The 23,559-nt window shown below is 70.3% G+C and carries 27 protein-coding genes, 1 pseudogene and 2 riboswitches; of the genes and pseudogenes, 7 read left to right on the plus strand and 21 right to left on the minus strand.

The annotated features are described in order from the left end of the window. Window positions 1–231: 231 nt before the first annotated feature. The 4 genes from QQK43_RS15315 to QQK43_RS15330 form a co-directional block, all read right to left on the minus strand. Window positions 232–900 (minus strand): urea amidolyase associated protein UAAP2, encoded by a 669-nt coding sequence (locus QQK43_RS15315; RefSeq protein ID WP_370465287.1) that lies wholly within the window; start codon window positions 898–900, stop codon window positions 232–234. A 17-nt stretch (window positions 901–917) separates the two neighbouring features. Continuing rightward, the gene (locus tag QQK43_RS15320; protein WP_370465289.1) at window positions 918–1,616 is read right to left on the minus strand and encodes an urea amidolyase associated protein UAAP1; all 699 of its coding nucleotides are present in this window, start codon (window positions 1,614–1,616) and stop codon (window positions 918–920) included. Window positions 1,617–1,791: 175 nt separating this feature from the next. Next, window positions 1,792–2,652: an ABC transporter ATP-binding protein gene (locus QQK43_RS15325; protein WP_284308426.1), complete on the minus strand. Its 861-nt coding sequence runs from the start codon at window positions 2,650–2,652 to the stop codon at window positions 1,792–1,794. A 5-nt stretch (window positions 2,653–2,657) separates the two neighbouring features. Continuing rightward, the gene (locus QQK43_RS15330; RefSeq protein ID WP_284308427.1) at window positions 2,658–3,566 is read right to left on the minus strand and encodes an ABC transporter permease; all 909 of its coding nucleotides are present in this window, start codon (window positions 3,564–3,566) and stop codon (window positions 2,658–2,660) included. 79 nt (window positions 3,567–3,645) lie between these two features. After that, a riboswitch (guanidine-I (ykkC/yxkD leader) is annotated at window positions 3,646–3,770 on the minus strand. A gap of 414 nt (window positions 3,771–4,184) precedes the next feature. Between QQK43_RS15330 and infA the strand changes: the two genes are divergently transcribed. Next, a complete protein-coding gene (gene infA, locus QQK43_RS15335) occupies window positions 4,185–4,448 on the plus strand; it encodes a translation initiation factor IF-1 (protein ID WP_234266547.1) in 264 nt (87 codons plus the stop codon). Window positions 4,449–4,527: 79 nt separating this feature from the next. Beyond that, the gene (gene rbp / locus QQK43_RS15340; protein WP_234266546.1) at window positions 4,528–4,824 is read left to right on the plus strand and encodes an RNA-binding regulator; all 297 of its coding nucleotides are present in this window, start codon (window positions 4,528–4,530) and stop codon (window positions 4,822–4,824) included. Window positions 4,825–4,908: 84 nt separating this feature from the next. Here rbp and QQK43_RS15345 read toward each other — a convergent pair whose 3' ends face one another. Beyond that, window positions 4,909–5,805, minus strand: coding sequence for an NAD(P)/FAD-dependent oxidoreductase (locus QQK43_RS15345; RefSeq protein WP_284308428.1), 897 nt, complete (start codon window positions 5,803–5,805; stop codon window positions 4,909–4,911). Further along, entirely contained in the window at window positions 5,792–6,265 is a 474-nt protein-coding gene (locus tag QQK43_RS15350) for an Rrf2 family transcriptional regulator (protein ID WP_284308429.1), read from the minus strand. The genes QQK43_RS15345 and QQK43_RS15350 overlap by 14 nt, the downstream gene beginning before the upstream one ends. 152 nt (window positions 6,266–6,417) lie before the next feature. On the opposite strand from QQK43_RS15350, the gene QQK43_RS15355 reads away from it, so the two are divergent. Next, window positions 6,418–6,834, plus strand: coding sequence for an ankyrin repeat domain-containing protein (locus QQK43_RS15355; RefSeq protein WP_284308430.1), 417 nt, complete (start codon window positions 6,418–6,420; stop codon window positions 6,832–6,834). Window positions 6,835–6,960: 126 nt separating this feature from the next. After that, a complete protein-coding gene (locus tag QQK43_RS15360; protein WP_234266542.1) occupies window positions 6,961–7,170 on the plus strand; it encodes a hypothetical protein in 210 nt (69 codons plus the stop codon). A 50-nt stretch (window positions 7,171–7,220) separates the two neighbouring features. On the opposite strand, the gene QQK43_RS15365 is transcribed toward QQK43_RS15360, so the two are convergent. The 4 genes from QQK43_RS15365 to QQK43_RS15380 all read right to left on the minus strand — a co-directional run bounded on the left by QQK43_RS15365 (window position 7,221) and on the right by QQK43_RS15380 (window position 9,717). Beyond that, window positions 7,221–7,589 carry a hypothetical protein gene (locus QQK43_RS15365; protein ID WP_284308432.1) on the minus strand — a complete coding sequence of 123 codons (369 nt, stop codon included), beginning with the start codon at window positions 7,587–7,589 and terminating at the stop codon, window positions 7,221–7,223. A gap of 124 nt (window positions 7,590–7,713) precedes the next feature. Further along, the gene (locus tag QQK43_RS15370) at window positions 7,714–8,193 is read right to left on the minus strand and encodes a DUF2127 domain-containing protein (RefSeq protein WP_284308434.1); all 480 of its coding nucleotides are present in this window, start codon (window positions 8,191–8,193) and stop codon (window positions 7,714–7,716) included. Between the two features lie 61 nt (window positions 8,194–8,254). Continuing rightward, on the minus strand, window positions 8,255–8,869 hold the full coding sequence (locus tag QQK43_RS15375; RefSeq protein WP_234266539.1) for a DUF6198 family protein: 615 nt from the start codon (window positions 8,867–8,869) through the stop codon (window positions 8,255–8,257). 8 nt (window positions 8,870–8,877) lie between these two features. Beyond that, window positions 8,878–9,717 (minus strand): AraC family transcriptional regulator, encoded by an 840-nt coding sequence (locus tag QQK43_RS15380; RefSeq protein ID WP_284308435.1) that lies wholly within the window; start codon window positions 9,715–9,717, stop codon window positions 8,878–8,880. Between the two features lie 136 nt (window positions 9,718–9,853). Between QQK43_RS15380 and QQK43_RS15385 the strand changes: the two genes are divergently transcribed. From QQK43_RS15385 to QQK43_RS15395, 3 genes are all read left to right on the plus strand, one after another. Then, window positions 9,854–10,801, plus strand: coding sequence for a DMT family transporter (locus QQK43_RS15385; RefSeq protein ID WP_284308436.1), 948 nt, complete (start codon window positions 9,854–9,856; stop codon window positions 10,799–10,801). An 87-nt stretch (window positions 10,802–10,888) separates the two neighbouring features. Then, window positions 10,889–13,258: a heavy metal translocating P-type ATPase gene (locus tag QQK43_RS15390; RefSeq protein WP_370465288.1), complete on the plus strand. Its 2,370-nt coding sequence runs from the start codon at window positions 10,889–10,891 to the stop codon at window positions 13,256–13,258. Beyond that, entirely contained in the window at window positions 13,255–13,983 is a 729-nt protein-coding gene (locus tag QQK43_RS15395; RefSeq protein WP_284308437.1) for a transglutaminase-like domain-containing protein, read from the plus strand. Before QQK43_RS15390 ends, QQK43_RS15395 begins: the two co-directional genes overlap by 4 nt. A gap of 272 nt (window positions 13,984–14,255) precedes the next feature. On the opposite strand, the gene QQK43_RS15400 is transcribed toward QQK43_RS15395, so the two are convergent. The 11 genes and pseudogenes from QQK43_RS15400 to QQK43_RS15450 form a co-directional block, all read right to left on the minus strand. Beyond that, window positions 14,256–15,011: an aspartate/glutamate racemase family protein gene (locus QQK43_RS15400; RefSeq protein WP_284308438.1), complete on the minus strand. Its 756-nt coding sequence runs from the start codon at window positions 15,009–15,011 to the stop codon at window positions 14,256–14,258. Between the two features lie 89 nt (window positions 15,012–15,100). Continuing rightward, window positions 15,101–15,892: an MBL fold metallo-hydrolase gene (locus tag QQK43_RS15405; protein WP_284308439.1), complete on the minus strand. Its 792-nt coding sequence runs from the start codon at window positions 15,890–15,892 to the stop codon at window positions 15,101–15,103. Between the two features lie 28 nt (window positions 15,893–15,920). Then, window positions 15,921–16,550 (minus strand): hypothetical protein, encoded by a 630-nt coding sequence (locus tag QQK43_RS15410; RefSeq protein WP_284308440.1) that lies wholly within the window; start codon window positions 16,548–16,550, stop codon window positions 15,921–15,923. A gap of 4 nt (window positions 16,551–16,554) precedes the next feature. After that, window positions 16,555–17,232: a cysteine hydrolase family protein gene (locus QQK43_RS15415; RefSeq protein ID WP_284308441.1), complete on the minus strand. Its 678-nt coding sequence runs from the start codon at window positions 17,230–17,232 to the stop codon at window positions 16,555–16,557. Further along, entirely contained in the window at window positions 17,229–18,011 is a 783-nt protein-coding gene (locus QQK43_RS15420) for a creatininase (RefSeq protein ID WP_284308442.1), read from the minus strand. The genes QQK43_RS15415 and QQK43_RS15420 overlap by 4 nt, the downstream gene beginning before the upstream one ends. Further along, entirely contained in the window at window positions 18,008–18,940 is a 933-nt protein-coding gene (locus QQK43_RS15425; protein ID WP_284308443.1) for a DMT family transporter, read from the minus strand. The genes QQK43_RS15420 and QQK43_RS15425 overlap by 4 nt, the downstream gene beginning before the upstream one ends. A 142-nt stretch (window positions 18,941–19,082) precedes the next feature. Then, window positions 19,083–19,832, minus strand: coding sequence for an SDR family NAD(P)-dependent oxidoreductase (locus tag QQK43_RS15430; RefSeq protein ID WP_234266276.1), 750 nt, complete (start codon window positions 19,830–19,832; stop codon window positions 19,083–19,085). Then, window positions 19,829–20,614: an SDR family NAD(P)-dependent oxidoreductase gene (locus QQK43_RS15435; RefSeq protein WP_284308444.1), complete on the minus strand. Its 786-nt coding sequence runs from the start codon at window positions 20,612–20,614 to the stop codon at window positions 19,829–19,831. The genes QQK43_RS15430 and QQK43_RS15435 overlap by 4 nt, the downstream gene beginning before the upstream one ends. Continuing rightward, window positions 20,611–21,624: a fatty acid desaturase family protein gene (locus QQK43_RS15440; protein WP_284308445.1), complete on the minus strand. Its 1,014-nt coding sequence runs from the start codon at window positions 21,622–21,624 to the stop codon at window positions 20,611–20,613. The genes QQK43_RS15435 and QQK43_RS15440 overlap by 4 nt, the downstream gene beginning before the upstream one ends. A 120-nt stretch (window positions 21,625–21,744) precedes the next feature. Beyond that, a complete protein-coding gene (locus QQK43_RS15445) occupies window positions 21,745–22,779 on the minus strand; it encodes an ABC transporter substrate-binding protein (protein WP_284308446.1) in 1,035 nt (344 codons plus the stop codon). Between the two features lie 50 nt (window positions 22,780–22,829). Next, window positions 22,830–22,930, minus strand: a riboswitch (guanidine-I (ykkC/yxkD leader). A gap of 185 nt (window positions 22,931–23,115) precedes the next feature. Then, window positions 23,116–23,559 (minus strand): annotated as a pseudogene (locus QQK43_RS15450) (hypothetical protein); the annotation flags it as partial.

The raw sequence follows: 23,559 nt of genomic DNA on the forward strand, positions 1-23,559 counted from the left end.
CCGTCGTCAGGAGAAGAGGATGTGGTTGGATGAGGTGATGCTGTTGCTGACGTGGTGCTGTTGCCGACGTGGGTCACACCTTCCTCGTCATTCCCGCGAACGCGGGAATCCACGACAGGCGGGGTGCTTCCTCGTTCGTGGATTCCCGCGTTCGCGGGAATGACGGAACGGGCGGGAATGACGGAACGGGCGGGAATGACGGAACGGGCGGGAATGACGGAACGGGGGGGTTCATGTCGGGTTCCAGACCAGCAGCCGCGTGGGCGTGGGGTTGTAGGCGTTGCAGGGGTTGTTGAGCTGCGGGCAGTTGCTGATGAGCACCCAGAGGTTCATCTCGGCGCGCATCTCCACGTACTTGCCGGGGCCGGACACGCCGTCGGCGAACTTGAGGTCGCCGCCTTCGGTGACCGGCACGTTCATGAAGAAGTTGATGTTGGGCACCAGGTCGCGCTTGCCCAGGCCAATGTCGGCGTGTTGCAGCGCGATCAGGTAGTTGTCGCGGCAGCTGTGCATGAACTTCTTCTGCAGCGCGTAGCGCACGGTATTGCTTTCGGCCGCGCAGGCGCCGCCCAGCGTGTCGTGCCGGCCGCAGGTGTCGGCCACGATGGTGAGCATGGGCCGCGCGTCGTTGCTGCGGATGACCGAGCCGGTGGTCAGGTAGATGCCGCCCTGGTGCAGCATGGTGTCGGTGGCGCTGTAGTGCTCGGCCGGGTCGTCGCGGTTGTAGAAGATCACGTCCGCGGCCTGGTTGCCTTCGAGGTCGACGATGCGCAGCGTCTGGCCCTGGTTCACGGCAAACAGGATGGGCTCGCCCGCGGGGTGGCGCTGGTTCATCACGGCGTTCGCCGGGTCGAGGGCGCTCTCCTGGATGCGGATGTCGGTGGCGGTGATGGCGTTCATCTTTGAATCTCCCTGGCTCACAGATACAGAACATCCGAGTTGTGCAGCGCGCGCGCGTTCTCGGGCCGGAAGGCGCGGCAGGCGTCGTTGGCCGGCGCGGGGCCGCAGCGCCAGGCCAGCAGGCCGACCTTCTTCGGCGACCACTCAGTGGCCGGGTCCAGCGGGTGCGGCGCGCTGGAGACCGCGACGATCACGTCCATGTCGAAGCGCAGCTCGACGAAGTCGCCCGCGCGGCTGTGGTCCTTCGCGAAGTGGAAGCGGCCTTGCTCGTCCACGCTCACCTTTGAAAACAGATTGACCGGCGCGACCAGATCGCGTTTGGTGAGGCCGTACTTGCCGATCTCGATCAGCAGCCCGTCCTTGCCCGAGCGGTGCATGGCGTTGCGCGCCTGTTCGTAGCGCCGCTCGCCGTATTTCGCGGTCATCAGTTCGTTGTCGAGCAGCGCGCCCAACGGGTCGTGCCAGCCCAGGCTGTCGGCCGTGACGCTGGCCATGCTGCGGCCCATGTCGCTCATCAGCACATGGCCCTTGCCGTAGTGCGCGGTGTGCTGCGCCTTGAGGCTGTCGGGCATGTTGTAGCGCTCCAGCTTTTCGTGGGCGGCGTACATGACGAGGCTCACGTTGGCGCCGGCGTCGAGCGCGACGAAGCGGATCGCGCTGCCGCGGGGCATGCGCCAGCTCCAGTGGCTGCCGCCGGGCATCACCTCGCTCCACATGGCGTGGCCGGTGTGCACGCCCGCCAGTGCGGCCTGCGGAAAGCGCTGCCAGAGCGCGGGCGCGTCGACCGGCATGGCGGCCGGCGGGTTGGACGGGATCACGCTCAGCGGGTCGGTGAGCGTTTCGGGAACGGGATAGGAGGTCGTGGGGCTCATGGGGTGTCTCCGTTCAGGTTCACACGGTCTCGGCGGTCAGGCCGGAGAGGCGCTGCAGCTGTTCGAGGTCGGTCTTCATGCCCGAGGTCTCGCGGATGCGTTCGAGGATCTCGCGCTTGAGCGCGAGGAACTCGGGCGCGTGCTTGAGGTCCTGGGTGCGCTGGTCGCCGAAGGGCACGTCGTAGACCGTGTCGATGCGGCCGGGGCGCGGCGCCATCAGCACCACGCGGCCGCCGAGGTAGATGGCTTCCTCCACGTCGTGCGTGACGAAGACGATGGTCGCGCGCTCCAGCCGGTGCACGTGGCGGATCAGGTCGTGCATCACCTCGCGGGTCTGCGCGTCCAGCGCGCCGAAGGGCTCGTCCATCAGCAGGATGCCGGGGCGGCCCATCAGCGCGCGCGCGATTGCCACGCGCTGCTGCATGCCGCCCGAGAGCTGGTTGGGCCAGGCGTTGGCCGAGGCCTGCAGGCCCATGAGGCGCAGCAGCGCGTCGGCGCGGCCCGAAGCGGCCTCCACGTTCGCGGACGTGAGGTCCTTGCGGTGCGCGGCGAGCTGGCGGCAGAACTTGATGTTCTGCATCACCGTCATCCAGGGGTAGAGGCTGTAGTGCTGGAACACCATGGCGCGGTCGATGTCGGGGCCGGTGACCGGCCGGCCGTCCACCAGCAGCTCACCGCTGGTGTGCGTCTCCAGCCCGCCGATGGTGCGCAGCAGCGTGCTCTTGCCGCAGCCCGAGGCACCGACGAAGGTGACGAACTCGTTGTGCGCGATGTCGAGGTCGATGTGCTCCAGCGCGTTCAGCGGCGCACCGTCGAAGCGCTTGTGCAGGTCGCGGATCTGGATCTTGGGGACCAGGGGGTTGAAGGCAGGGAAGCGCATGGCGATCAGCCTTTCAGGTAGAGCCAGGGAAAGGCCTTGCGGTGCGCGAGGCGGAACAGCTGGTCCGTGGCCAGACCGATGAGGCCGATGACGATGATCCCGGCGAAGATGGTGTCGGTCTGCAGGAAGCGCTGTGCGCGCAGGATGGCGTAGCCCAGGCCCGAGTTGGCGGCCACCAGCTCGGCCACCACCAGGTAGGTCCAGGCCCAGCCCATGGTGATGCGCAAGGTGTCCACCAGCGCGGGCTTGGCGCTGGGCAGGATGACTTTTTCGATCAGTTCGCGGCGGTTGGCACCCATGGTCTGCGCCGCCTCGACCTGCGCGGCCGGCACGCGCCGCACGTCTTCGGCCACCATCAGCACCATCTGGAAGAAGGTGCCGATGAAGATGATGGCGATCTTGGAGCCCTCGTCGATGCCGATCCACAGCATCACCAGCGGGATGAAGGCCACCGCCGGCATGTAGCGGATGAAGTCGGTCAGCGGCTCCAGCAGCGCCTGCACCGAGCGGAAGGTGCCGATCAGCAGCCCCAGCGGCAGCGCGATCACGGCCGAGATCAGGAAGCCGGTGACCACGCGGTAGATGCTGATGCCCGCGTCTTCCAGCAGGCCCGATTCGGTGGCCCACAGCCAGGCCTTGGCGACCACGGCGGCCGGTGAAGGCAGGAAGGTCGGGTCCATGCCGCCGAAGGCGGCGAAAGCGGCCCACACCAGCAGCGGCGTCAGCAGGCCGACGGCGGCCAGCACCCAGTAGGCACGCCGGCTGATGGGGGCGCGCACCGTCAGCCAGCGCGGGCGGCGCCGGGGAGGCGGGGAAGGGGGGGCCGCAAGGGCGGGGGACACCGGCCCGGCCGGCAGCACGACGGGAATCGCAGCGTCGGACACCGGTACGGTGATGACATGGCTCGAAGACATGCGGGCTCCTGTTCAAGAGGGACACAACCCAGAGAGGCTCGTGCGCACATCACTGCAAGTGATTCGTGTGCCAGCAAGCATCTCCCGGGCTTTTGTCCCTCCGTGGAGCCACGACGATCCGCGGCCGACCGCTCTCGGACCAGACAGCGCTGCACTGGCTTCACACCCCAGCAGACAGCGCCCGGAACCCTAGCGGTCTTCAAGGCTGCGTGTGACCGATTTGGTGCACGAAGCCTCTCTGTACCGGGAGCTATGCAGGATTGATGCCAGCCCTGTACAATGGAGGGCTTGCGCTGTGGCTTGCTCGCCGTTGCAGCGCGCCTGCTCTGACACGGTTCGCGGCTTTCCTCAAGCCGCATCCCCTGCCGGCAAACGGCATCCGGCCTGGCCGGCGATCCGCAGCCTCTCTCGGCGAGCCTCACCGGCCCCGTACCCACCGGGCCACAACCTGCCGGGCCACCAGCCCCCAGCGTCCCACCGTGTCTGCGGTCCGGTGACCTGCGGCTGTGCACCACGGCAAACCCCGGCGTGCTCCACGGTGCGGCCGCCCAGGGCCTTTGCGGGCCCGGCATTGCGAAAGCGCCCGAACGCCATTCGAATACAGCAAGGACACATCCCATGGCCAAAGAAGAGTTGATTGAAATGCAGGGCAAGGTCGACGAAGTGCTGCCCGACTCCCGCTACCGCGTCACGCTGGAAAACGGGCACACGCTGATCGCCTATTCCGGCGGAAAAATGCGCAAGAACCACATCCGGGTGCTGGCCGGTGACCGCGTTTCGCTGGAGCTCTCGCCCTACGACCTGAACAAGGGTCGCATCACCTTCCGACACCTCGAGCCACGCTCGGGTGGCGCCCCGGCGCCGCAACGCCGCTACCGCTGATCGGCCACACCCCCCTGGCCCTGCTCCGGATGGGTGACCATCTGGTACGGCAGCGCCTCGACTTTTTCAGAAAGCATTCATGACCCAAAAACTCTATGTCGGCAACCTTCCCTATACCGTCGACGACAGCGCGCTGACCCACAATTTCTCGGGCTACGGCACCGTCCAGTCCGCCAAGGTCGTGATCGACCGCGACAGCGGCCGCTCCAAGGGCTTCGGCTTTGTCGAGATGGCCACCGCCGCCGAAGCGCAGGCCGCCATCGATGCGCTCAACGGCATGTCCGTCCAGGGCCGCAGCATCACCGTCAACCTGGCCCGCCCGATGGAATCCCGCTCGGGTGGCGGCCGTTCCGGCGGCGATCGCCGCCCGTACTGACCGGCAGACGCCCGGCCGGTGCACCGCCACCGGCCTGCGCAGCAGGGCGCCTTCGGGCGCCCTTCTTTTTTTGGCGGCGCGGTCTCAGAACATGACCGAGCGGTGTGCCGCCGCGCCGGTCATCGCCCCATCGCCCACGGCCAGCGCCACGTTGCCGGCCGCGCGGGCGGCGTCGCCGCAGGCAAACACGTGGGGCACGCTGGTCTGGCCCATGCGGTCCACCTGGATGAACGGGCCCATGGGCCCTTGTTCAAAGGCGCAACCGAGCTGTTCGGCCACCGGACTGGCCATGTGCACCCGCGCCTGGGCGAACAGACCGGCCATGGCGCAGCGGCGGCCGTCGGCCAGCACCACGTCGGCCACACCGTCGATGCGCGCCACGGGGGTGCGCTCGATCTGCGTGCCGCGCCGGGCCAGCAGGGCCAGCTCGTCGGGCGACGGGGTGAAGGCCTCGTTGAGAAACAGCGTGGTCGGGCCCCAGTCGGGCAGCATGGCGGCCTGATGCACGGCCATGGGCGAGGTGGCGATGACGCCGATCGCGCCCTCTTCCAGCTCGTAGCCGTGGCAGTACGGGCAATGGAAGACGCTGCGGCCCCAGCGCTCGGCCAGTCCGGGCACGGGCGGCATGTCGTCGCGCACGCCGGTGGCGAGCACCAGGCGCGCGGCGCTGACCTCGGTGCCGCCCACGCGGAAGCCGAAGCGCCCATCAGGCCGGTGGTGCGCGTCTTCGGCCAGGCCGTCGATCCAACGCACGTTCGGGTAGGCCAGCAGTTGCCGGCGCGCTTCGGCCGCGATGGCAGCGGGTGCGCGGCCGTCCTGACCCAGAAAGCCGTGCGCCGTGGCGCCGGCCTCGTCGACGAAGCGGTTGCGGCGCTGGCCGGCGTCCACCACCAGCACCGGGCGGCGCGCCCGCGCCAGTTGCAAGGCGGCCGACATGCCGGCGTAGCTGCCGCCGATGACAGCGAATTCAATGGGGATCATGCAAGTGCTCCTCGGGCCGGTGGGGGTGCGCCCCGCGGGCCAACAGGCGTTGATGGAAATCGCGCGACAGCGTGGCCAGCGTCACCCCGTCCAGACGTTGCAGCAGGGCGGCCTCGGCCGCCTGCACCGCGCCGCTCAGCGCGTCATTGACCGCCTGCGCCACCAGGCATTCGGGCCGGTCTTCGCGGAAGCCCAGCGACACCAGCGCCGGTGCGCCCAGCGCTTCGTGGACGTCGCGCAGGGTCACCTGGTCCAGCGAACAGGTCAGCACCCAGCCACCGCCATGCCCCCTGGCCGACCCGACAAAACCCGCCTCGCGCAACCCGCCCATGAGCCGGCGCAGCACCACCGGGTGGGTCTGCATGGCCAGGGCCAGGGTTTCGGACGTCAGCGGCGTTTCGCTCTCGGCCATGTGCAGCAGCACATGCAACACGTCGGACAACTGGCTGTTTTGTTTCATGCAACATTATTAGTTGCATGATAGAAACCCATCATCATGTAGGGCCATCCGTTCAGGCTGGCACCTCCCGTGCCCCGCCTGAAACCGGTGGAGTCCACCGGAGCGACGCCATGGCGTACGCTCGGCACCCTCCCTCTTCACACGCTCCGCCCATGTCCTCCTGGCAATTCCAGCAAATGATCAAAGCCTCCGGCTGGCCTCTGGCCGCGGAACAGCTCGCGCCCGGCGCCGATTTCAACGCGCGGCTTGAGGGCGGTCTGGTGCCGCTGCACTGGGCCTGCGCGGCCGGCAAGGCCAGCCTGGTGAAGCACATGATCGAACACGGGGCCGACGTGTCCGATGCGGCGCCCGACGGGCAGACCCCCCTGACGCTGGCGCTGCAGGCCGGCAACTTCCAGAGCGTGATGCTGGTCATCGACCGGCTCAAGGTGCTGGGCGCGCCACCGCCCGACGACACTTTGCGCCAGCGCCTGACCACCACCTTCCGCGAGAGCCACACCGACGCCAGGAACCGCCTGCAACAAACCCTGAAAGACTGGGACCGCATCGCGAAGAAGGCGCGCGGCTGAGCGTTGCGCCGCCTGCACCGGGCCCGCCACCGGCGTAGGACACCGCTGACCGCCCGGCTGCGTGGTGTCTGATGGTCCGGTGGCCACACTGGCCACAGAATGGTCTTCAACAGCAAGGAGACCTTCATGACACAGACCGGAAACATCGTTGGCACCGTGGAATTCCGCCCCGGCGACGGCCCCATGATCCCCATCCCGTGCGGCCCGGTGGACATCGAAACCACCCACACCGAAGCGACCCTGAGCTGGCTCGATGGCGACACGCACGGTGTCGCCGCCATGCCGTTGACGGAGTTCAAGCGTTACCTGAACGAGGGCGCGATCAGGCTTGCCTGAGCGGCCCCGGGGCCGACCGCCTCAGCCTGGGTGAATCGGCCTTTGGCACCTCAATGTGGGTAGGCGCGGATCGCCTCGCGCACCGCGTCGCCGGCCAGCACGGCACCGGTGTGCACCCCGACGCGCGCAGCCCCGGCACCCCGGCCCAGTTCCAGAAACACCCGGTGCTCGACCTCGGTCAGACCGCCTTCGATGCGCTCCATCGGGTGCATCAGCATCACGGGCGCCCACAGCCCGCGGCGAACGGTCTTCACCAGCGCCGACAGCTCCCCCGCCGCCACCGCGAAGGCCCCGATCAGCATGCGCGGCGACACCGACTGCGGATCGCGCGGAACTTCACGCACGACGCCCGAGTCGATGTTGCTGGCGACGAAGCGGTGGGCGAAGACCTGGATGTAGAGGGTATCGGGAAGAAACATCGGACAAGCGGGGGTCAGTGGGAAGGGTGAATAGGCGGAGCAGGTGCGCCCAAGTTACCGGCAACCCCCTATCCCGTCCATCGCCCAAATGGGTGAGGGCGCCGCCCGGGTCACACCCGGCCGCTCAGAGCGCGCCAGCCGCGCGCCGGCGCCACAGCGCCCGCAGCATGATCGCCACCACCGCCAGATTGGCGAGCAGCAGCGCGGCGCTCAGCGCACCAGGGTGCCGCACGAGTTCGGCCACTTCGAAAGGCACGTAGAGGGCGCCGCTGCCGGCGGCCAGCAGTTCGGCCCAGGTTTTGCGGAAAAACAGGCCCCAGGCCTCGGCAAAACGCAGGCTGGCATAGGCCAGGGCGCCCAGGGCCAGCCAGAGCACGCGGGTGTTCTGCAGTTGGTCGATGGCGGCCAGCCACACGCCCGGGTAGTGCGCGGCAGGGTTGAGGTGGGCGTGCGCCATCAGGCGGGCCGCCAGCGCGTGCAGGTCGTGGTGCACGAACGTCAGCACCCCGGAAGCCGCCAGCAGGACCACGGTGCCCTTGAGGGCTTCGAAAGCGGCGATCCAGCGCACGGCGACGGCGGCATCGGGGGCGGTGGCGACGTTCATGCCGCCCAGCATGGCACAAAAGAACACCGGGACACGGCGCAGGCGGTGCTCCGCGCCGGGCCTACACGCCGAGATAACGCCCCGGCCGGTGGTTGAGCGCGAGGATGGCACCGATGGCCACCGCACCCACCACGGACTGCGCCACGCGCACGGGCGGCACCACCACCAGGGCGGCGAGCACGACGACGATGTCCACCGACATCTGCACCTTGCCGGCGCTCAGGCCGCGGGCCTGCTGCAGCCATTGCGCCAGGATGTTGACGCCGCCCACGCTGGCGTGGTGGCGCAGCAGGGCCAGCAGCCCGAAGCCGATCAGAAAACCACCCACGACCGACGCCACCCAGGGATTGATGAACTCGAAGCGCACCACTTTGGGCGCCACGGCGGTGCAGGCCGACACCAGCGCCACCGCGCCGAAACTCTTGAAGGTGAATTCGGCCCCGAGCCGGAACCACGAGAGCACGAAGAACGGCAGGCTGAACAGAAAGAAGAACAGGCCGAAGTTCCCGCCCGTGGCGTAGCTGGCCAGGAAGGCCACGCCCGCCACGCCGCCGGTGAGCAGGCCGGCGTGGCCGAACATGGTCATGCCCAGCGCCACGAACAGGGAGCCTGCAACGAGGGCGTGCATGTCGTCGAGCCAGGAATGGCGCATGGGGGGCGGGGCGGGTGGGGTCATGCGCGGGATCAAGCACGCAGCGTGCCGTGCCCGGCGGCACGGCCGGCGCGGCGGTGCTCGTCGGGGCTGAGGCCGGTCATGCGGCGGAACATGGCGGTGAAGGCCGAGGCGCCGGCATAGCCCAGGTCGAAGGCGATGCTTTCGACCTTCTCACCGGCGTCGAGCCGGGGCAGGGCCTTGATGACGCGCAGGCGCTGGCGCCATTCGGCGAACGACATGCCCAGATCGCGCTGGCAGCGGCGGCTGAGCGTGCGTTCGGTGCTGTGGAACTGGCCAGCCAGTTCGGCCAGGGAGCGGCTGTCGGCCGGGTGTTCCTGCAGCCATTGCAGCAGCGCCCCCAGCGCCACGTCACCCGACTGCGGCAGGTAGCTGCCCACGCGGCGCGCGTGGCCGATCTGGTCGACCAGCACCTGCAGCAGGCGCTGCTGCTCCGCGCTGAGCGCCAGCACCGGGCCGGCCGCCGCACCGCTGCGCAGGTGGTCGAGCAGGGCGCGCATGAGCGGGCTGACGGCGATGACGCCCGCCTCGGCCGGCAACGGGCCGCAGAGTTCGGGGCTGACGTACAGCGAGCTGTGCACCGCCGCCTGCCGGTTGGAGCCCCGGTGCTCCACCCCCGGCGGCAGCCAGATACCGAACTGCGGCGGCGCCATGAAGTGCCGGTCGGCCAAGGCCACCTCGATCACGCCGCTGAACGAATAGACGAATTCCCCCCATGCATGGCGGTGCTGCGGGTAGACGGCGCACGCCGGCATCTGCGCGGTGCGGAACACCATGGCCGCGGGCAGGGCGTCGCGGTAGGGCGGTTGGTGCAGGCTGGGCGCCGGCGGCGCGCGGCGGGGGGTCGGCATGGCGTCTGGGACGGCGGTTGGGCGGCAGAAGGACACAACGGCGGAAAGCCGCCATCGATTGTCGGGAAATCGATGGTTGCTGCCAACTCGCCACGCGGACAATGGCGCTCCTTTCGCCGATCGCCTGTTTTTGTTCATGGACACCCGCCAACCGCTGGACGCCCGCGCCAGCCTGCTCATGCTCTCGCTGTGCCTGCTGTGGAGCCTGCAGCAGATCTCGCTCAAGGCCGTCGCCGGCCAGGCCAGCCCCATGCTGATGGTGGGCCTGCGCTCGGCGGTGGCGGCCCTGCTGCTGGTGGGCTGGATGCGCCTGCGCGGCGAACGCGTCGTGCTGCAACGCGCGCACTGGGGCCCCGGCCTGGTGGTGGGGGCGCTGTTCGCGCTCGAATACCTGCTGGTGGCCGCGGCGCTGCAGCTGACGCACGCGTCGCACGTGGTGGTGTTCCTCTACACGGCACCGCTTTTCGCCGCCCTGGGCCTGCAGTGGCGCCTGCCCTCGGAGCGGCTGGACGCGCTGCAATGGACCGGCATTTCGGTCGCGTTCGCGGGCATCGCCATCGCCTTCCTCTCGCGCGGACCGGGCGCCCAGGCGCTGGGCGGCCCGGTGCTGCTGGGCGATCTGCTGGCCCTGCTGGCCGGCGCGTCGTGGGGCGCCACCACGGTCACCATCCGCTGCACCACCCTGTCGACCGCGCCGGCGGCCGAAACCCTGCTCTACCAGCTGCTGTGCGCCTTTGCGCTGCTGGTGCCGGCCGCCTGGCTGACCGGGCAGACCCATTTCGCCCTGAGCGCGCACACGCTGGGCCACTTTGCCTTCCAGGCCGTGGTGGTGTCGTTCGCCAGCTTTCTGGTGTGGTTCTGGCTGCTGCGGCACTACCTGGCATCGCGGCTGGGGGTGTTTTCTTTTCTGACACCGGTGTTCGGCGTGCTGCTGGGCATCTGGCTGCTGGGCGAACCGCTGGAAGCGAGCTTCCTCGCGGGCAGCGCCCTGGTGCTGCTGGGCATCTTCATGGTCAGCGCCGGGGGCTGGCTGCGGCCCTGGTGGGACCGGCTGCGCGACCACCCGCAGACCGTCCGGCGCTGACCGCAGCGGGCGGGTCCCAGGGCGGGACGGGGGCTTGACCTTGTAGCCACTTTAGGGTTTTCAATACCCCTGAAGCGAGGCTGCACCATGAAAACCTTCCCGATCCGTTCCGACGCGCCCCCTGCCGCCGACACCGCCTGCGGTTGCGGCAGCGACGCCTGCGCCAGCCCGCTGGCGCTCACCGACACCCCGGCCACGTCCGCCGGACCGGGGCACGCACACGGCCCGGCCGACCACGACCATGCGGACCACGATCACGCAGGCCACGACCATGGCGGCCACCCCCACGGCGCGGCGCCCGCCGCTGCCGCGTTCCCCGACGGTGCCACCGGCCTGCGCCTGCGCATTCCGGCCATGGACTGCGCGGCCGAAGAGAGCCAGATCCGGGGTGCGCTCGACAGCGTGGCGGCCGTGCAGAGCCTGCGCTTCGACCTGGCCGCCCGCACCCTGCTGGTGGACGCGCCCGCAGCCGTCTGGCCCGAGGTGGTGCAGAAGATCGAGGCCAAAGGGTTTGCCACCGAAGCGCTGGCCCAGCCCGTGAGCGTGGCCGACATCGCCCGCCAGCAGCGGCGCGAGATGGGGCGCCTGGGCGCGGCGCTGGTGGCGGCCGTGGCGGCCGAGCTGCTGCACTTCTTCACGCCCGAGACCTTGGGCTGGAAGATCGCCGGCATGGCGGTGGCCGCGCTGGCCATCGCGCTGGCGGGCACCTCGGTGTTCAAGAAGGGCCTGTCGGCACTGCGGCGCGGGCAGCTCAACATCAACGCGCTGATGACGGTGGCCGTGACCGGCGCCTTCGCCATCGGCCAGTGGCCCGAGGCCGCGATGGTGATGGCGCTGTATTCGCTGGCGGAGCTGATCGAAGCGCGGGCCGTGGAGCGCGCGCGCAACGCCATCAAGGGCCTGCTCGATCTGGCCCCGGCCGAAGCCGAGGTGCGCCAGCCCGACGGCAGCTGGCAACGCCAGCCGGTGGCCGGCATCGCGCTGGGCGCCACGCTGCGCGTGAAGCCGGGCGAGCGCCTGCCGCTGGACGGCCGCATCACCGCCGGCCAGAGCGCGGTGGACCAGGCCCCGGTCACGGGCGAGAGCGTGCCGGTGGAAAAAGGCCCGGGCGACGCTGTGTTCGCGGGCACCATCAACCAGAACGGCTCGTTTGAATTCGCCGTGACGGCGCCGGCCAGCGACACCGTGCTGGCGCGCATCATCCACGCGGTGGAGGCCGCGCAGGGCAAGCGCGCGCCCACGCAGCGCATCGTGGACCAGTTCGCCAACATCTACACACCGGCCGTGTTCGCCATCGCGGTGGCGGTCGCCATCGGCGGGCCGCTGCTGGCCGGCTGGGCCTGGGGCACGGCGGTCTACAAGGCGCTGGTGCTGCTGGTGATCGCCTGCCCCTGTGCGCTGGTGATTTCCACCCCGGTGACCGTGGTCAGCGGGCTGGCGGCGGCGGCACGGCGCGGCATCCTCATCAAGGGCGGCGTCTACCTGGAAGAAGCGCGCCGTCTGACGCAAGTGGCCGTGGACAAGACCGGCACCGTCACCGCAGGCAAGCCCCGGCTGGTGGCGCACGAGGTGCTGGTGGAGGGCGCCGATGCGGCGGCGGTGCGGGGCATCGCGCACGCCATCGCCGCGCGCTCCGACCACCCGGTGTCGATGGCGATCGCGCAGGGGCTGGTGGAACAGACCCGTCAGGAAACGGGCGCCGTGGACGACTTCGCCGCCGAAGTGGGCCGGGGCGTGCGGGCACGCATCGCCGGGCGCGGCTACGCGCTGGGCAACCACCGCTGGATCGAGGAACGCCAACAGTGCTCGCCCGCACTGGAAGCGCGCATGCGGGCGCAGGAAGCGCAGGGCCGCACCGTCACCCTGCTGGCCGACGACAGCGGCGTGCTCGCGCTGTTCGCGGTGGCCGACACCATCAAGCCCAGCTCGCAGGCCGCCATCGGCGAGCTGCAGGCGCTGGGCATCACGCCGGTGATGCTGACCGGCGACAACGCCGCCACCGCGCAGGCCATTGCGGCGCAGGCCGGCATCACCGCCGTGCGCGCCAACCTGCTGCCGCAGGACAAGCTGGAGGCCATCCGCACGCTGTCGGCCCAGGGCCCGGTGGGCATGGTGGGCGACGGCATCAACGACGCGCCCGCGCTGGCCGCTGCGTCCATCGGCTTCGCCATGGGCCAGGCCGGCACGCACACCGCGGTGGAAGCGGCGTCGGTGGTGATCATGAACGACGACCTGCGCCGCGTGCCCGAGACGGTGCGCCTGTCGCGCCGCACGCACACGGTGCTGTGGCAGAACATCACGCTGGCGCTGGGCATCAAGGCGGTGTTCCTGGTGCTGGCGCTGGCCGACAACGCCTCGATGTGGATGGCGGTGTTCGCCGACATGGGCGCCAGCCTGCTGGTGGTGTTCAACGGGCTGCGGCTGCTGCGCGGCGCCCCCGGAAAGGCCACCGGATGACGGCCACCACCGACCCCGGCCCGGCGCACCTGGCGACCACACCGCTGCTGGACTTCAACCACCCAGCCATCGAGCGCCTGGTGAACGAACGCGGCTGGCGCACGCTGTCGGCCTACGAACGCATCGGCGCCGCCTACGGCTTCGTGCGCGACGAAGTGGCCTTCGGCTACAACGCGTCGGACGAGCTGCCGGCCTCGGCGGTGCTGGCCGACGGCATTGGCCAGTGCAACACCAAGGGCACGCTGCTGATGGCCCTGCTGCGGGCGCTGGGCGTGCCCTGCCGCTTCCACGGCTTCACCATCGACAAGGCGCTGCAAAAAGGCGCCATCACCGGCCTGGCCTACCGGTTCGCGCCGCCGGAGATCGTCCACAGCTGGGTGGAGGTCTGGCACGCGGGCCGGTGGGTGAACCTCGAAGGCTTCATCCTCGACAGCGCCTACCTGGGCGCCCTGCAACGGCGCTTTCGCACGCACCAGGGCGCGTTCTGCGGCTACGGCGCGGCCACGCCCGACCTGCAGGCCCCGGGCGTGGACTGGCGGGGAACCGATACCTACATCCAGCGCGAAGGCATCCGCCAGGACTTCGGGCGCTTCGACGCCCCCGACGATTTCTACACCCGCCACGGCAGCAATCTGTCGGGCCCGAAACGCTGGCTCTACAGCCACGTGGTGCGCCACGCCATGAACCGCACGGTGGCGGCGATCCGGCAGGGCGGTTCACGCTGACTGCGGAGTGTCGATGGCTGTGCCTGCGGGCCTCGCCTGACGCCCCTGCCGGGCCTTTCGGCGAGCTTCTCGGCCACCACCGGCTGGTACCTGCCTGTGCGCACGAGCGCGCGCGGGGCCTGCAGGCCGTCCACCCGCACCGTGTGGCGCCGATTGCGCAGAGCCGGCTTCCTGACCAACCCGCCCTGTGACATGAAGGCCTGGTGCTGCGCGAACCGCACGCCGGGGTCGGTGCTCATGCCGCCCGATCATGCAAAGCCCAGACCGCGACGTCAGCCAGCCGGAGGCCGGATGTCGGCCCCCACGGCCCGGCGCAGCGCGGCGCGGGCCAGCAGGCGCGTGGAGTCCAGGGTGGGCAGGGCCGCGTTGTGGTCGCCGATGATCAGGGGGATCTCGGTGCAGCCCAGAACGACGGCGTCACAGCCGGTTTGCGCGAAGCCCTCGATCACGGTCTGGAAGAAGGCCACGGTGTCCGGCCGGAACACCCCGCCCACCAGCTCGTCCATGATGAGGCGGCCCATGGTGGCGCGCTGGGTATCGTCGGGCCGCTCCCAGGCCAGCCCCTGGCGGGCCAGGGCGGCGGGGTAGACATCGCTGCCCACCAGCCAGGCCGTGCCCGTGATGCCAATGCGCCGGAAGCCGCGCCGCTGCGCTTCGGCCGCCACCTCGTCCGCAATGTGCAGCCAGGGCAGGGGTGAGTGGGGTTGCACACGCCCGAACGCCTGGTGGATGGTGTTGTCCGGGCAGATGAGGAAGTCGGCACCGGCGGCCTGCAGACGGCGCGCCGAGTCCAGCATGAGCACGGCCACGCCATCGAGATCGCCACGGTCCAGGCAGTCGACGTACGCGGCCAGCGACGGCGTGTGCATCGAGACCTCGGGATGGGCATGCGCCCCCAGCCACGCCGGCGCTTCGGCGCAGATCGTCCGGTAACACAGCGCAGCCCCTTCGGCCGAACACCCCACGATGCCGATGTGCCGGGGCGAGCGGGAAAGTGGGGCGATGGCGGGGGCGGCGGGATTGGGCATGGCGGTCTGGCAGAACGGAAAGCTCGCCAGTATGCCCAGCCTCCGGGTCGCGCGGCGGCGCCCCTGGATGGCCCGGGCCTGGCGGCCCGCTACGGCCCGGAAACCTGCGCGCCGTGGACACGTCCCTGAGCGTCGAGATACCCCCGCACCAGTTCCTTCAGCCGCTCGCGCCCGAAGCTCGGGTCGTGGCCGGCGTGCACAACGTTCACCGGCAGTGTCAGCAGGCGCTCCATGGTGCGCGCGTAGGCGGCGCGGTCGGCGTGCGGCAGTTGGTCGAGCAGCGGGCCGTCGTAGACCGCGTCGCCCGAGAACAGCGTGCCGGTCTTCGCTTCCCACAGGCCGATGCTGCCGGGCGAGTGGCCAGGCAGGTGCAGCACCTCGAAATGGCGGTTGCCCAGGTCGATCACGTCGCCCTCGTCCAGCTCGCGTGTCACCGTGGCCTGCCGGATCTCCCAGGCCGACAGGTCGTAGTCCGGCGCCGGCAGCGCGGTGATCGCGGGGCCGCCGGTGGTGTAACCGGGCACGTCGATGCGCACGTCGTTGAGGTGAAAGTCGGCCAGTGTGAAGGACGGGTCGGCGCCGCGCAGGCCGGGCGCTTCGAGCCGGTGGCACCAGCATTCGGCGAACTCGTGGTGGCCGCCGACGTGGTCGAGGTGCACGTGGGTGGCGAGCGCGGCCACGCGCTGGCCGAACAGGTGGCGCGAGGCGCTGTAGAGGCTGCTCACGCCCAGGCCGGTGTCGACCACGAGGTCGGTGTCGCGGCCCTGGATGTGCCAGATGTTGCAGCGCAGGAAGGGGATGACGTGCGGCTCGGTGATCAGCGTCAGGCCGTCGCCGAGCGCGCGGAATTCAAACCAGTCGCCGTCGATGGGTTGAAGCATGGTGGGTCTGTGCCGGGAAGGGGCCCGTCTAGGCCGGTGTTTCGCTGAACACCAGGTCGAAGTCCAGCAAGGCGGCGGCCATGTCCGGGTGGCGCTGCACCAGCGCGGCCAGGGTTTCGTCCGGCTTCAGGTCGGCCGGCCAGTCGGCCGTGCGCGGGCGCACGGTGAGGGCGTAGCGGCCAGCGACGAAGCGCATCGCGCCGGTGGGCTGGCCCTGCGCATCCACCTCGCCCTGCGCGGCAAAGGCGCCGGTGGAGCCGGGCAGGCGTTCCCAGATTTCCAGGTAGCGGCCGTGCACGCCGGTCTCGACCACGCGCTCCCGGGTTTCAAACACCATGTAGCCGGCATCGGGCGTGCTGCGCGGCGGCTGCACGTCCCAGCGCCGCTCCCAGGTGCAGATGTCGGGCTGGCCGTCGCGCCCGGGCGTGATGCGGGTGAGGCCGCAGAAGCCCTGCAGCTGCGCGCGGCCTTCGGGCATCGCGGGGTTGGCGCCAGCGGGCACACGCAGGTCGGCGTGCCAGCCCTCGGTCTGCAGCCAGTGCACGCGGGTGCTGGTGTCGCGGCCCTCGGGTGTTTCGAGCAGGGTGCGCTGCCAGACGCCGCGATAGGCGGCGGGCACGGGCTCGTCGGGCGCGGGCAGGTCGATCCAGTGGGTCATGGCTTCATGCCGCTTCCCGGTTCGCGCGCGGCAGGGCGTTGAGCGCGGCCACGGCATCGGCGGTGCTGCAGACGCCGCCGAGGATGCCGCCCTCGACACCGATCATGGCCAGGGCCGGGGCCTGGTGTTCGGGCTGGCTGGCGGCGGTGGCATCGCCCACCGTGGTGCAGACGAAGCCCCGGTCGATGGCCTCGCGCAGGGTGGAGTGCACGCACACCTCGGTGGTGACGCCGCACAGCAGCAGGCGGCGGATGCCGAAGGCGCCGAGCAGCGCGCCCAGCGTGGTCTTGTGGAAGGCGCCGTAGCCGGGCTTGTCGATCACGTGTTCGCACGACAGCGGGCGCAGCTCGGGCACGAAATCGTGGCCCTGCTCGCCGCGCACCAGCAGCCGGCCCAGCGGCCCGGGGCTGCCGATGGGCGCGCCGGCTGCCGCGCTGCGCGCCAGCTTGGCGGGCGTGCAGTCCGAGAGGTCGGGCAGGTGGCCTTCGCGGGTGTGGAAGACGTGCAGGCCGGCCGCGCGCGCCGCCACCAGCAGGGTCTTCACCTGGCCCACCACGGCCTGCATGCGCGTGATGTCCAGGCCGGCCTGGTGCGCGTAGCCGCCCGGGCTGCAGAAGTCGCGCTGCATGTCGATGACGATCAGCGCGGTGGCCTGGGGGTCGAGGTCGTGCAGGGAGGTCATGGGCGTGTGAATCCGGTGGTGATGGCCTCGGCCATGCGGCGCGCGACCTCGTCGGACAGCAGCTGGCCCTTGACCGCGTCCGCGCCCTTGGCCGAGGACAGCACGCCCGAGGGCGGCACCCAGTCGGGGCGGCTGGGGTACATGTCGTAGGGCGGGAAGTCGGCCGGGCCGTCGTTCGGCAGCAGGTCCATGCGCACCAGGCCGGGGTGGTGGTGCAGCATCATCGACGTCTCCAGCACGGCCGCGTGCTCCAGCGCGAAGCCGGGGAAGCCGTCGGGGAACACGTGGCCCAGGGTCTCGGGCGTCATGAAGTCCCAGTACTCCAGCCGCATCACCTGCAGCGCGCAGGCCGGATCGGCGGCTTTGGCATCGCGCAGCCCGAGGTCGATGCCTTCGATCAGGAACCACTGGTTTTCGTAATGGCCGTTGACGATGACGAGCTTGTCCACGCCGTGGCGCGCAAATTCGCGCACCGCGTCGCGCACCTGGCCGATCAGCGTGGCGGCGTCGACGCTGGTGGTGCCGCAGAAATGTTGCCCACCGCCGCACTTGGGCTGCGACTTGTAGCCGTAGCTCAGCGTGGGCGCGACCAGGCCGCCCACGCGCGCCGCGGTGTCGGCCGCGACGGCGGCGGCCAGCAGGCCGTCGGTGCCCAGGGGGAGGTGGGGGCCGTGCTGCTCCAGCGCGCCCACGGGCAGCAGCACGGGCGGGTGCTCGATGCGGATGCGCTGCTGGTAGTCGACCCAGGACAGCTGGTTCATCCAGACGGTGGTGTTCATGGTGTGTGCACGGCGGTGGGGGCGGTTTCGGTCAGGGGCTTCTCAGCGGGCGGGAACAGGGCCTCGGCCAGCGCCGCACAGGTGATCAGCGCGCCGCCGGCCCAGCCCATGGGGCTCAGGCTCTCGCCACCCAATGCAATGGCCGTGCCCACCGACACCAGCAGCTCGGCCAGCAGGATCACGCCCGCGCGGCTGCTCTCCAGATGGGTCACGCCGTACTGCCAGGTCACGGTGGCCAGCAGCATCCAGCCGAAGCCGTAAGCCAGCAGCGCCAGCCACAGCCACGCACCGATTCCGGGCAACGTGCGCCCGGTCAGTGCGGTGGCCAGCGCCGAGAGCAGGCCGCAACCGACGAAGACGGCGAAGGTCTTGGTGCGCAGGGGCACGCGGTCGGCGGCGCGGGCGATGACGTTGTTGGCGGCGAAGGCGAAGCCGGCCGAGAGCGAGAGCGCGTCCACCCAGGTGAAGGCCAGCGCCTCGGCACCACCGATGCCGGGCCCGCCCAGCACCAGCCACAGCCCGACGATCGCGCCGGCCACCGCGCCCCAGCGCGCAGGCGGAATGCGCTCGTTCAGGAACAGCCGCCCGCCCAGCACCGACCACACGGGCGAGAGGTAGAACAGGAACATCACCCGCGCCACATCGCCCAGCATCACCGCATTCACGAACGAGGTGTTGGCCCAGCCGCCGACCAGCGTGAGCGCGAGCACCAGGCCCCACTGCGCGCGCCACGCGGCGCGGTCGCGCCAGAGCAGCCCCACGGCGAGCAGGCCCACCGAGCCGTAGGTCAGCAGCGAGACCAGCGGGCCGGGCAGGCCCTGGGCGACGAACCACTTCAGCGGCATCCAGGTCAGGCCCCAGACCGTGGCCGAGAACAGCAGCACCGCCGTGGCGACGCGGTCGCTGGGGTGGACTGGCAACAGCTTCATGATGTACGGCGGAGCTCGGAGAACGTGAAGCACTGAGTGCAGGGGGCCAGGCCAGAGGCACCGAAGAACCGGCTTCGCCGGGCCTCAGCTGCCGCCCCTCTGAAGAGGGGTGACGCGAAGCGGCGCGGGGGGTGCTTCCTGTTCATGGCATGACGGAGCCACCGTTGGGCCCGAGGACCTGCCCGGTGTAGAAGCGCGAGAGGTCGCTGGCCAGAAAAAGCACGCTGTCGGCGATCTCCTCCGGCGCACCGAGCCGGTGCTGCGGAATGGCGAGTTCTTTCTCCACCCACTCCGCGCTCATGTGTTCGAGCGAGACCATCGCGGTGGCCACGGGACCGGGCGCCACCGCGTTGGCGCGGATGTGCTGCGAGGCGAACTCACGCGCCAGCGACTTGGTGAGCGCGATCACGCCGGCCTTGGCCGCGCAGTAGGGCGCGTAGCGCTCACGGCCCAGCAGGGCCAGGTCGGAGGCGATGTTGACGATGGCCCCCTGCCCCAGGCTCAGCATGCCGGGAACGAAGGCGCGGCAAACCAGGAACACCGCCTTGAGGTCCACGGCCAGCAACCGGTCCCAGTCGGCCTCGGTGGTGTCGAGAAAGGGCTTCTCCTGGATGACGCCGGCGTTGTTCACCAGCACGTCCACGGCGCCCACGGCTTCGGCCATGCGCTGCACCGCCAAGGCGTCGCTCACGTCGGCCTCGATGGTCTGGGCCCGGCCGCCGGCGGCGACGATATCGCGCACCAGCGCAGCGGCCGCGTCCGCCTGCCCGAGGTGATTGATCCAGACCGTCGCGCCGGCCTGCGCCAGGCGCACGGCGCAGGCGCGGCCGATGCCGGTGGCGGCGCCGGTGACCAGGGCGGTGCGGCCCTGCAGCGAGAGGGCGGGGATCACAGCATCACCTCGCCATGGCTGGCGCTCAGGCACTGGCCGGTGAGCGCGGCCGACCCGTCGGAGGCGAGGAACAGGAACACGCCGGCCAGGTCGGCGGGATCGAGCATCACCGGCACCGCCTGGCGCGCCAGGATCTCGCGTTCGACATCGGCTTCGCTGCGGCCCTGCTCGGCCGCCATCACCGCCAGCGAGCGCAGGGCCGCGGCGGTGCGCACCCAGCCGGGGCAGACCGCGTTGACGCGCACGCCGCGCGGCCCGAGTTCGAGCGCGAGCGAGCGCGTGAGGCCCACCACCGCGTGCTTGCTCGCGCCGTAGGCCGAGAAGCCGGCAACGCCGATGCAGCCCCAGATGGAGGACTGGTTGATCACGCTCGCGCCGCGCGGCAGCGAAGGCAGCAGCGCGCGCGTGAGGCGCCACATGCTGGTGGTGTTGTTGTCCAGCAGCGCGGCCCAGCGGGCGTTGGCGTCGGGCGCCGCGTCGTCGACGGGCGTCGGGTATTCGGTTCCCGCGTTGTTGACCAGCGCGTCGAGGCGGCCGAAGCGGTGGGCCACCAGGTCGGCCACGGCCGCCACCGAGGCATCGCTGCCGAGGTCGCACACGGCGCTGTGCACCTGGTGGCTGCTCAGGGCTTCGACCAGCGCATTCAGCGGCGCGGCCTCGCGGTCCAGCAGCAGCAGCCGCGCGCCCTGTTCGAGGAAGGCCCGGGCCAGCGCCTGGCCGATGCCACCGGCCGCGCCGGTGATGAGCACGGTGCGGCCGTCCAGGCCATAGTGCATCGTCATACCGCTGTGAGGAAAGACACGCCCACGGCGCCGATGAAGGTGTCGGCCCGGTGCGGCGTACCACGCGGCCGGACCTCGCCGTAGTTTTCGGCCATCACGCGGGTGACGCGGTGGCGGTGGTACGCACGCAGCAGCTCGCCCACCGTGACCACCTGCGGGTAGTCGTCGGCGTAGAGCTGGCGGTGCAAGGCCGGCAACTGGTGCCAGGGCGCCACCGGGCGCTCGTGGTGCGCGTTGTGGAAGCCGAAATTGAGCCAGACCAGATTGAGCCACTTCGCGTCCAGGCCGACCACGTCGCTGTAGGTGTTGGCCTGCTCGTAGGCGCGGTCGCGCAGCTTGTCTTTCGGAATGGGCGTTTCGTCGAGGATGGGGTAGGTGTCGTAGGTGTGCTGGAAGCAGTCGGCAAAACGCAGCAGGTGCACGAACAGCAGGTACGACAGCGCGTACAGCAGCAGGGCCTTGAGCGACCACACCGCCAGCAGCACCCAGGCCGCCAGGCGCACCGCCGCCACGCCCAGGATGCGGCCGCGGGCGTCGCGCTTGCGCTCGTCGATGAAGGGCAGCGCCATCACGATGCCGCGCATCAGGAACTCCACCGCCGGGATGTGCAGCCACTCCAGCGCCAGCACACCGCGCCGCAGCAGCGGGCGTTCGCGCAGAAAGCGCTGGAAGTCGAAAGTGAGCACGTCGGCGCGTTCGACGTGGTGGCGCATGTGCTTGCGCCGCAGGTCGGCGAAGCGGGCGTAGGCGCTGCCGTTGATCCAGCTCATCAGCACGCCCCAGCGCTCATTGGCTTCGGGCGTGCGGAAGATGGCCTGGTGCGCAAATTCGTGGATGAAGTAGGCCGACCAGGTCAGCGTCAGGGTGACCAGCAGCACGCCGGCCACGTTCCAGGCCCAGTGGGCCTGGCCGAGCAGGGCGATGCCCAGCGGCCAGCCCAGCACGGTGAAGGCCAGCGCCGCCGTGTTGGGCCAGACGCCATCGGCATGGCGGAACAGGGGGTTTTTCATCGGGTGTCTCCGTCAGACAAGGCCACCGGACCGTGGGCGCGGCGGCCAGGGCTCTGCCCGCCCCCACATGCCGGCCGGCACGGTGGGGGCGGCAGATCCGGGCGCGGCGCCCGGCCGGACTTACTTGGCCAGGGCCTTGACGAAGGACGCGTCCATCGTGGCTTCGGTGGCGGGCACCTTGCTGATCTGGCCCTTGGCCTTGAGCAGTTCGCCGATCACTTCACCGCTGGCGTAGTACGAGGTGGTTTCCTTGGCTGGCAAGAAGGCCTTGGGCATCTCGGCCAGCGGGATGTTGTAGACGCCGCTGAGCTGGTCCTTGACCTCGGCCGGCGGGATGCCCATGAACTTGCCGATGATCTTGGCGGCGTCGTCGGGCTTGGCCTTCATGTAGGCCAGGCCGTCGAGGTAGGCCTTGATGATGCCGTTGATCGGCGCCGGCTTGGCCTTGATGACCTTGTCGTCGAACACCAGCACGTCGGCGATCAGGCCGGGCGCGTCCTTGGAGGAAAACACCACCTTGAACTTGTTGCCACCGCCCTGGCTGAGGATCTGCGACAGGCTGGGTTCGTAGGTCACGCCCACGGGCAGCTGGCCGGAGGCCATGGCGGCGGGCACGGCTTCGGGCGTCATGCTGACGGGGCTGATGTCCTTCTCGCCCAGACCGTTGACCTTGAGCGCGTACGACAGCAGGAAGTCGCTGGGCGAGAGCGGGTTGTAGCCGATCTTCTTGCCCTTGAAGTCCTTGACCGACTTGACCGAGGCATCGGCCACGATGGCGTCGCCACCGTTGGAGTAGTCGATGGGCATGACCACCTTCATGGCCTTGCCGGCCGCGACCTGGCCAACCACCTGGTCGTAGGTCAGCATGCCGCCGTCGACCGCGCCCGAGGCGATGGCCGGGGGAATCAGTGCCGGGTCGGTGAAGACCTGCAGCGAAACCTTGAGGTTGTATTTCTTGAACAGGTCCAGCGACTCGGCCACGTAGAACGGGCCGTAGCCGATCCACACGACGGTGGCGATCTTCATGCTGGTGACGCCCTGCGCGAACGTGGTGGCGGCTGCCAGCGACAGCGCTGCACCCAGCGCGGGTTTGAGGAGTCGGCCGAGCACGGAGGGAGAGGCTGCGGACGGGGAGAAGAGACCTGCCAGTTTCATAGGGAAGCTCCATGGAGTGGGACAAGACGCAGGAGAGACGATCAACGTCGTTCTCCCGGGCTTTTGTCCCTCCGTGGAGCCTGCGATCAGGCCGGTCCACTCTCGGACCAGACCCTGCGCTGCCGCAGACGGAACCCTAGTGGACCTACGCACAAGCCGCTGCAACAACCGTGTGCAGACCGCTCTCCATGCTGCCTTCACCTATGCACGGAGCGTGCCAGGCACGTCTGCGCGGTTTTGCACCAAAGCACGGCACGAACGGCCCGGCCTCCACCCGGGCCGCGCTGACCGCGGCTGAAACTGGTGCATGCCGCCACCGGTGACCGGCCCGGCCCTTCAGCGCAGCGCCAGCGAGTCGCGCTTCCACGCCGGGTCGGCCCAGCGGTTGAAGGGCCCCAGCGCGTCCGGGTCGAAGGCGGTGCGCTCGGGCAGGCCGGTGGTCACGCGCACCACCTCGAAACGGCGAATGGTCTTGCCTTCGGCCAGCGCTTCGCGCGCCACCAGCAGGCGCTGGCCGCCCGGTTCCCAGCCCGCGAATTCGGCATAGCCCGCACCGGGCTGCAGCGGCGCCGGGGGCAGCACCTGCACGCCCCAGTCCTGGCCCTCGCGGCGGAACACCCAGAGCTCGCGCCAGCCGTCCACCGGCTGCACCGCCAGCGCCAGCGCCGTGCCTTCGCGGTTGGGCGCGGCCGAGGCCGCCCACACCTGGCCCCAGGTGCAGCGCTCGGTCAGCGCGGGGGCATCGGCCTGGGCGCGGAGGTCGCGCAACGCGACGCAGGT

It is taken from the genome of Hydrogenophaga electricum (assembly GCF_030160815.1).
GTDB classification, from domain to species: Bacteria; Pseudomonadota; Gammaproteobacteria; order Burkholderiales; family Burkholderiaceae_C; genus Hydrogenophaga; species Hydrogenophaga electricum.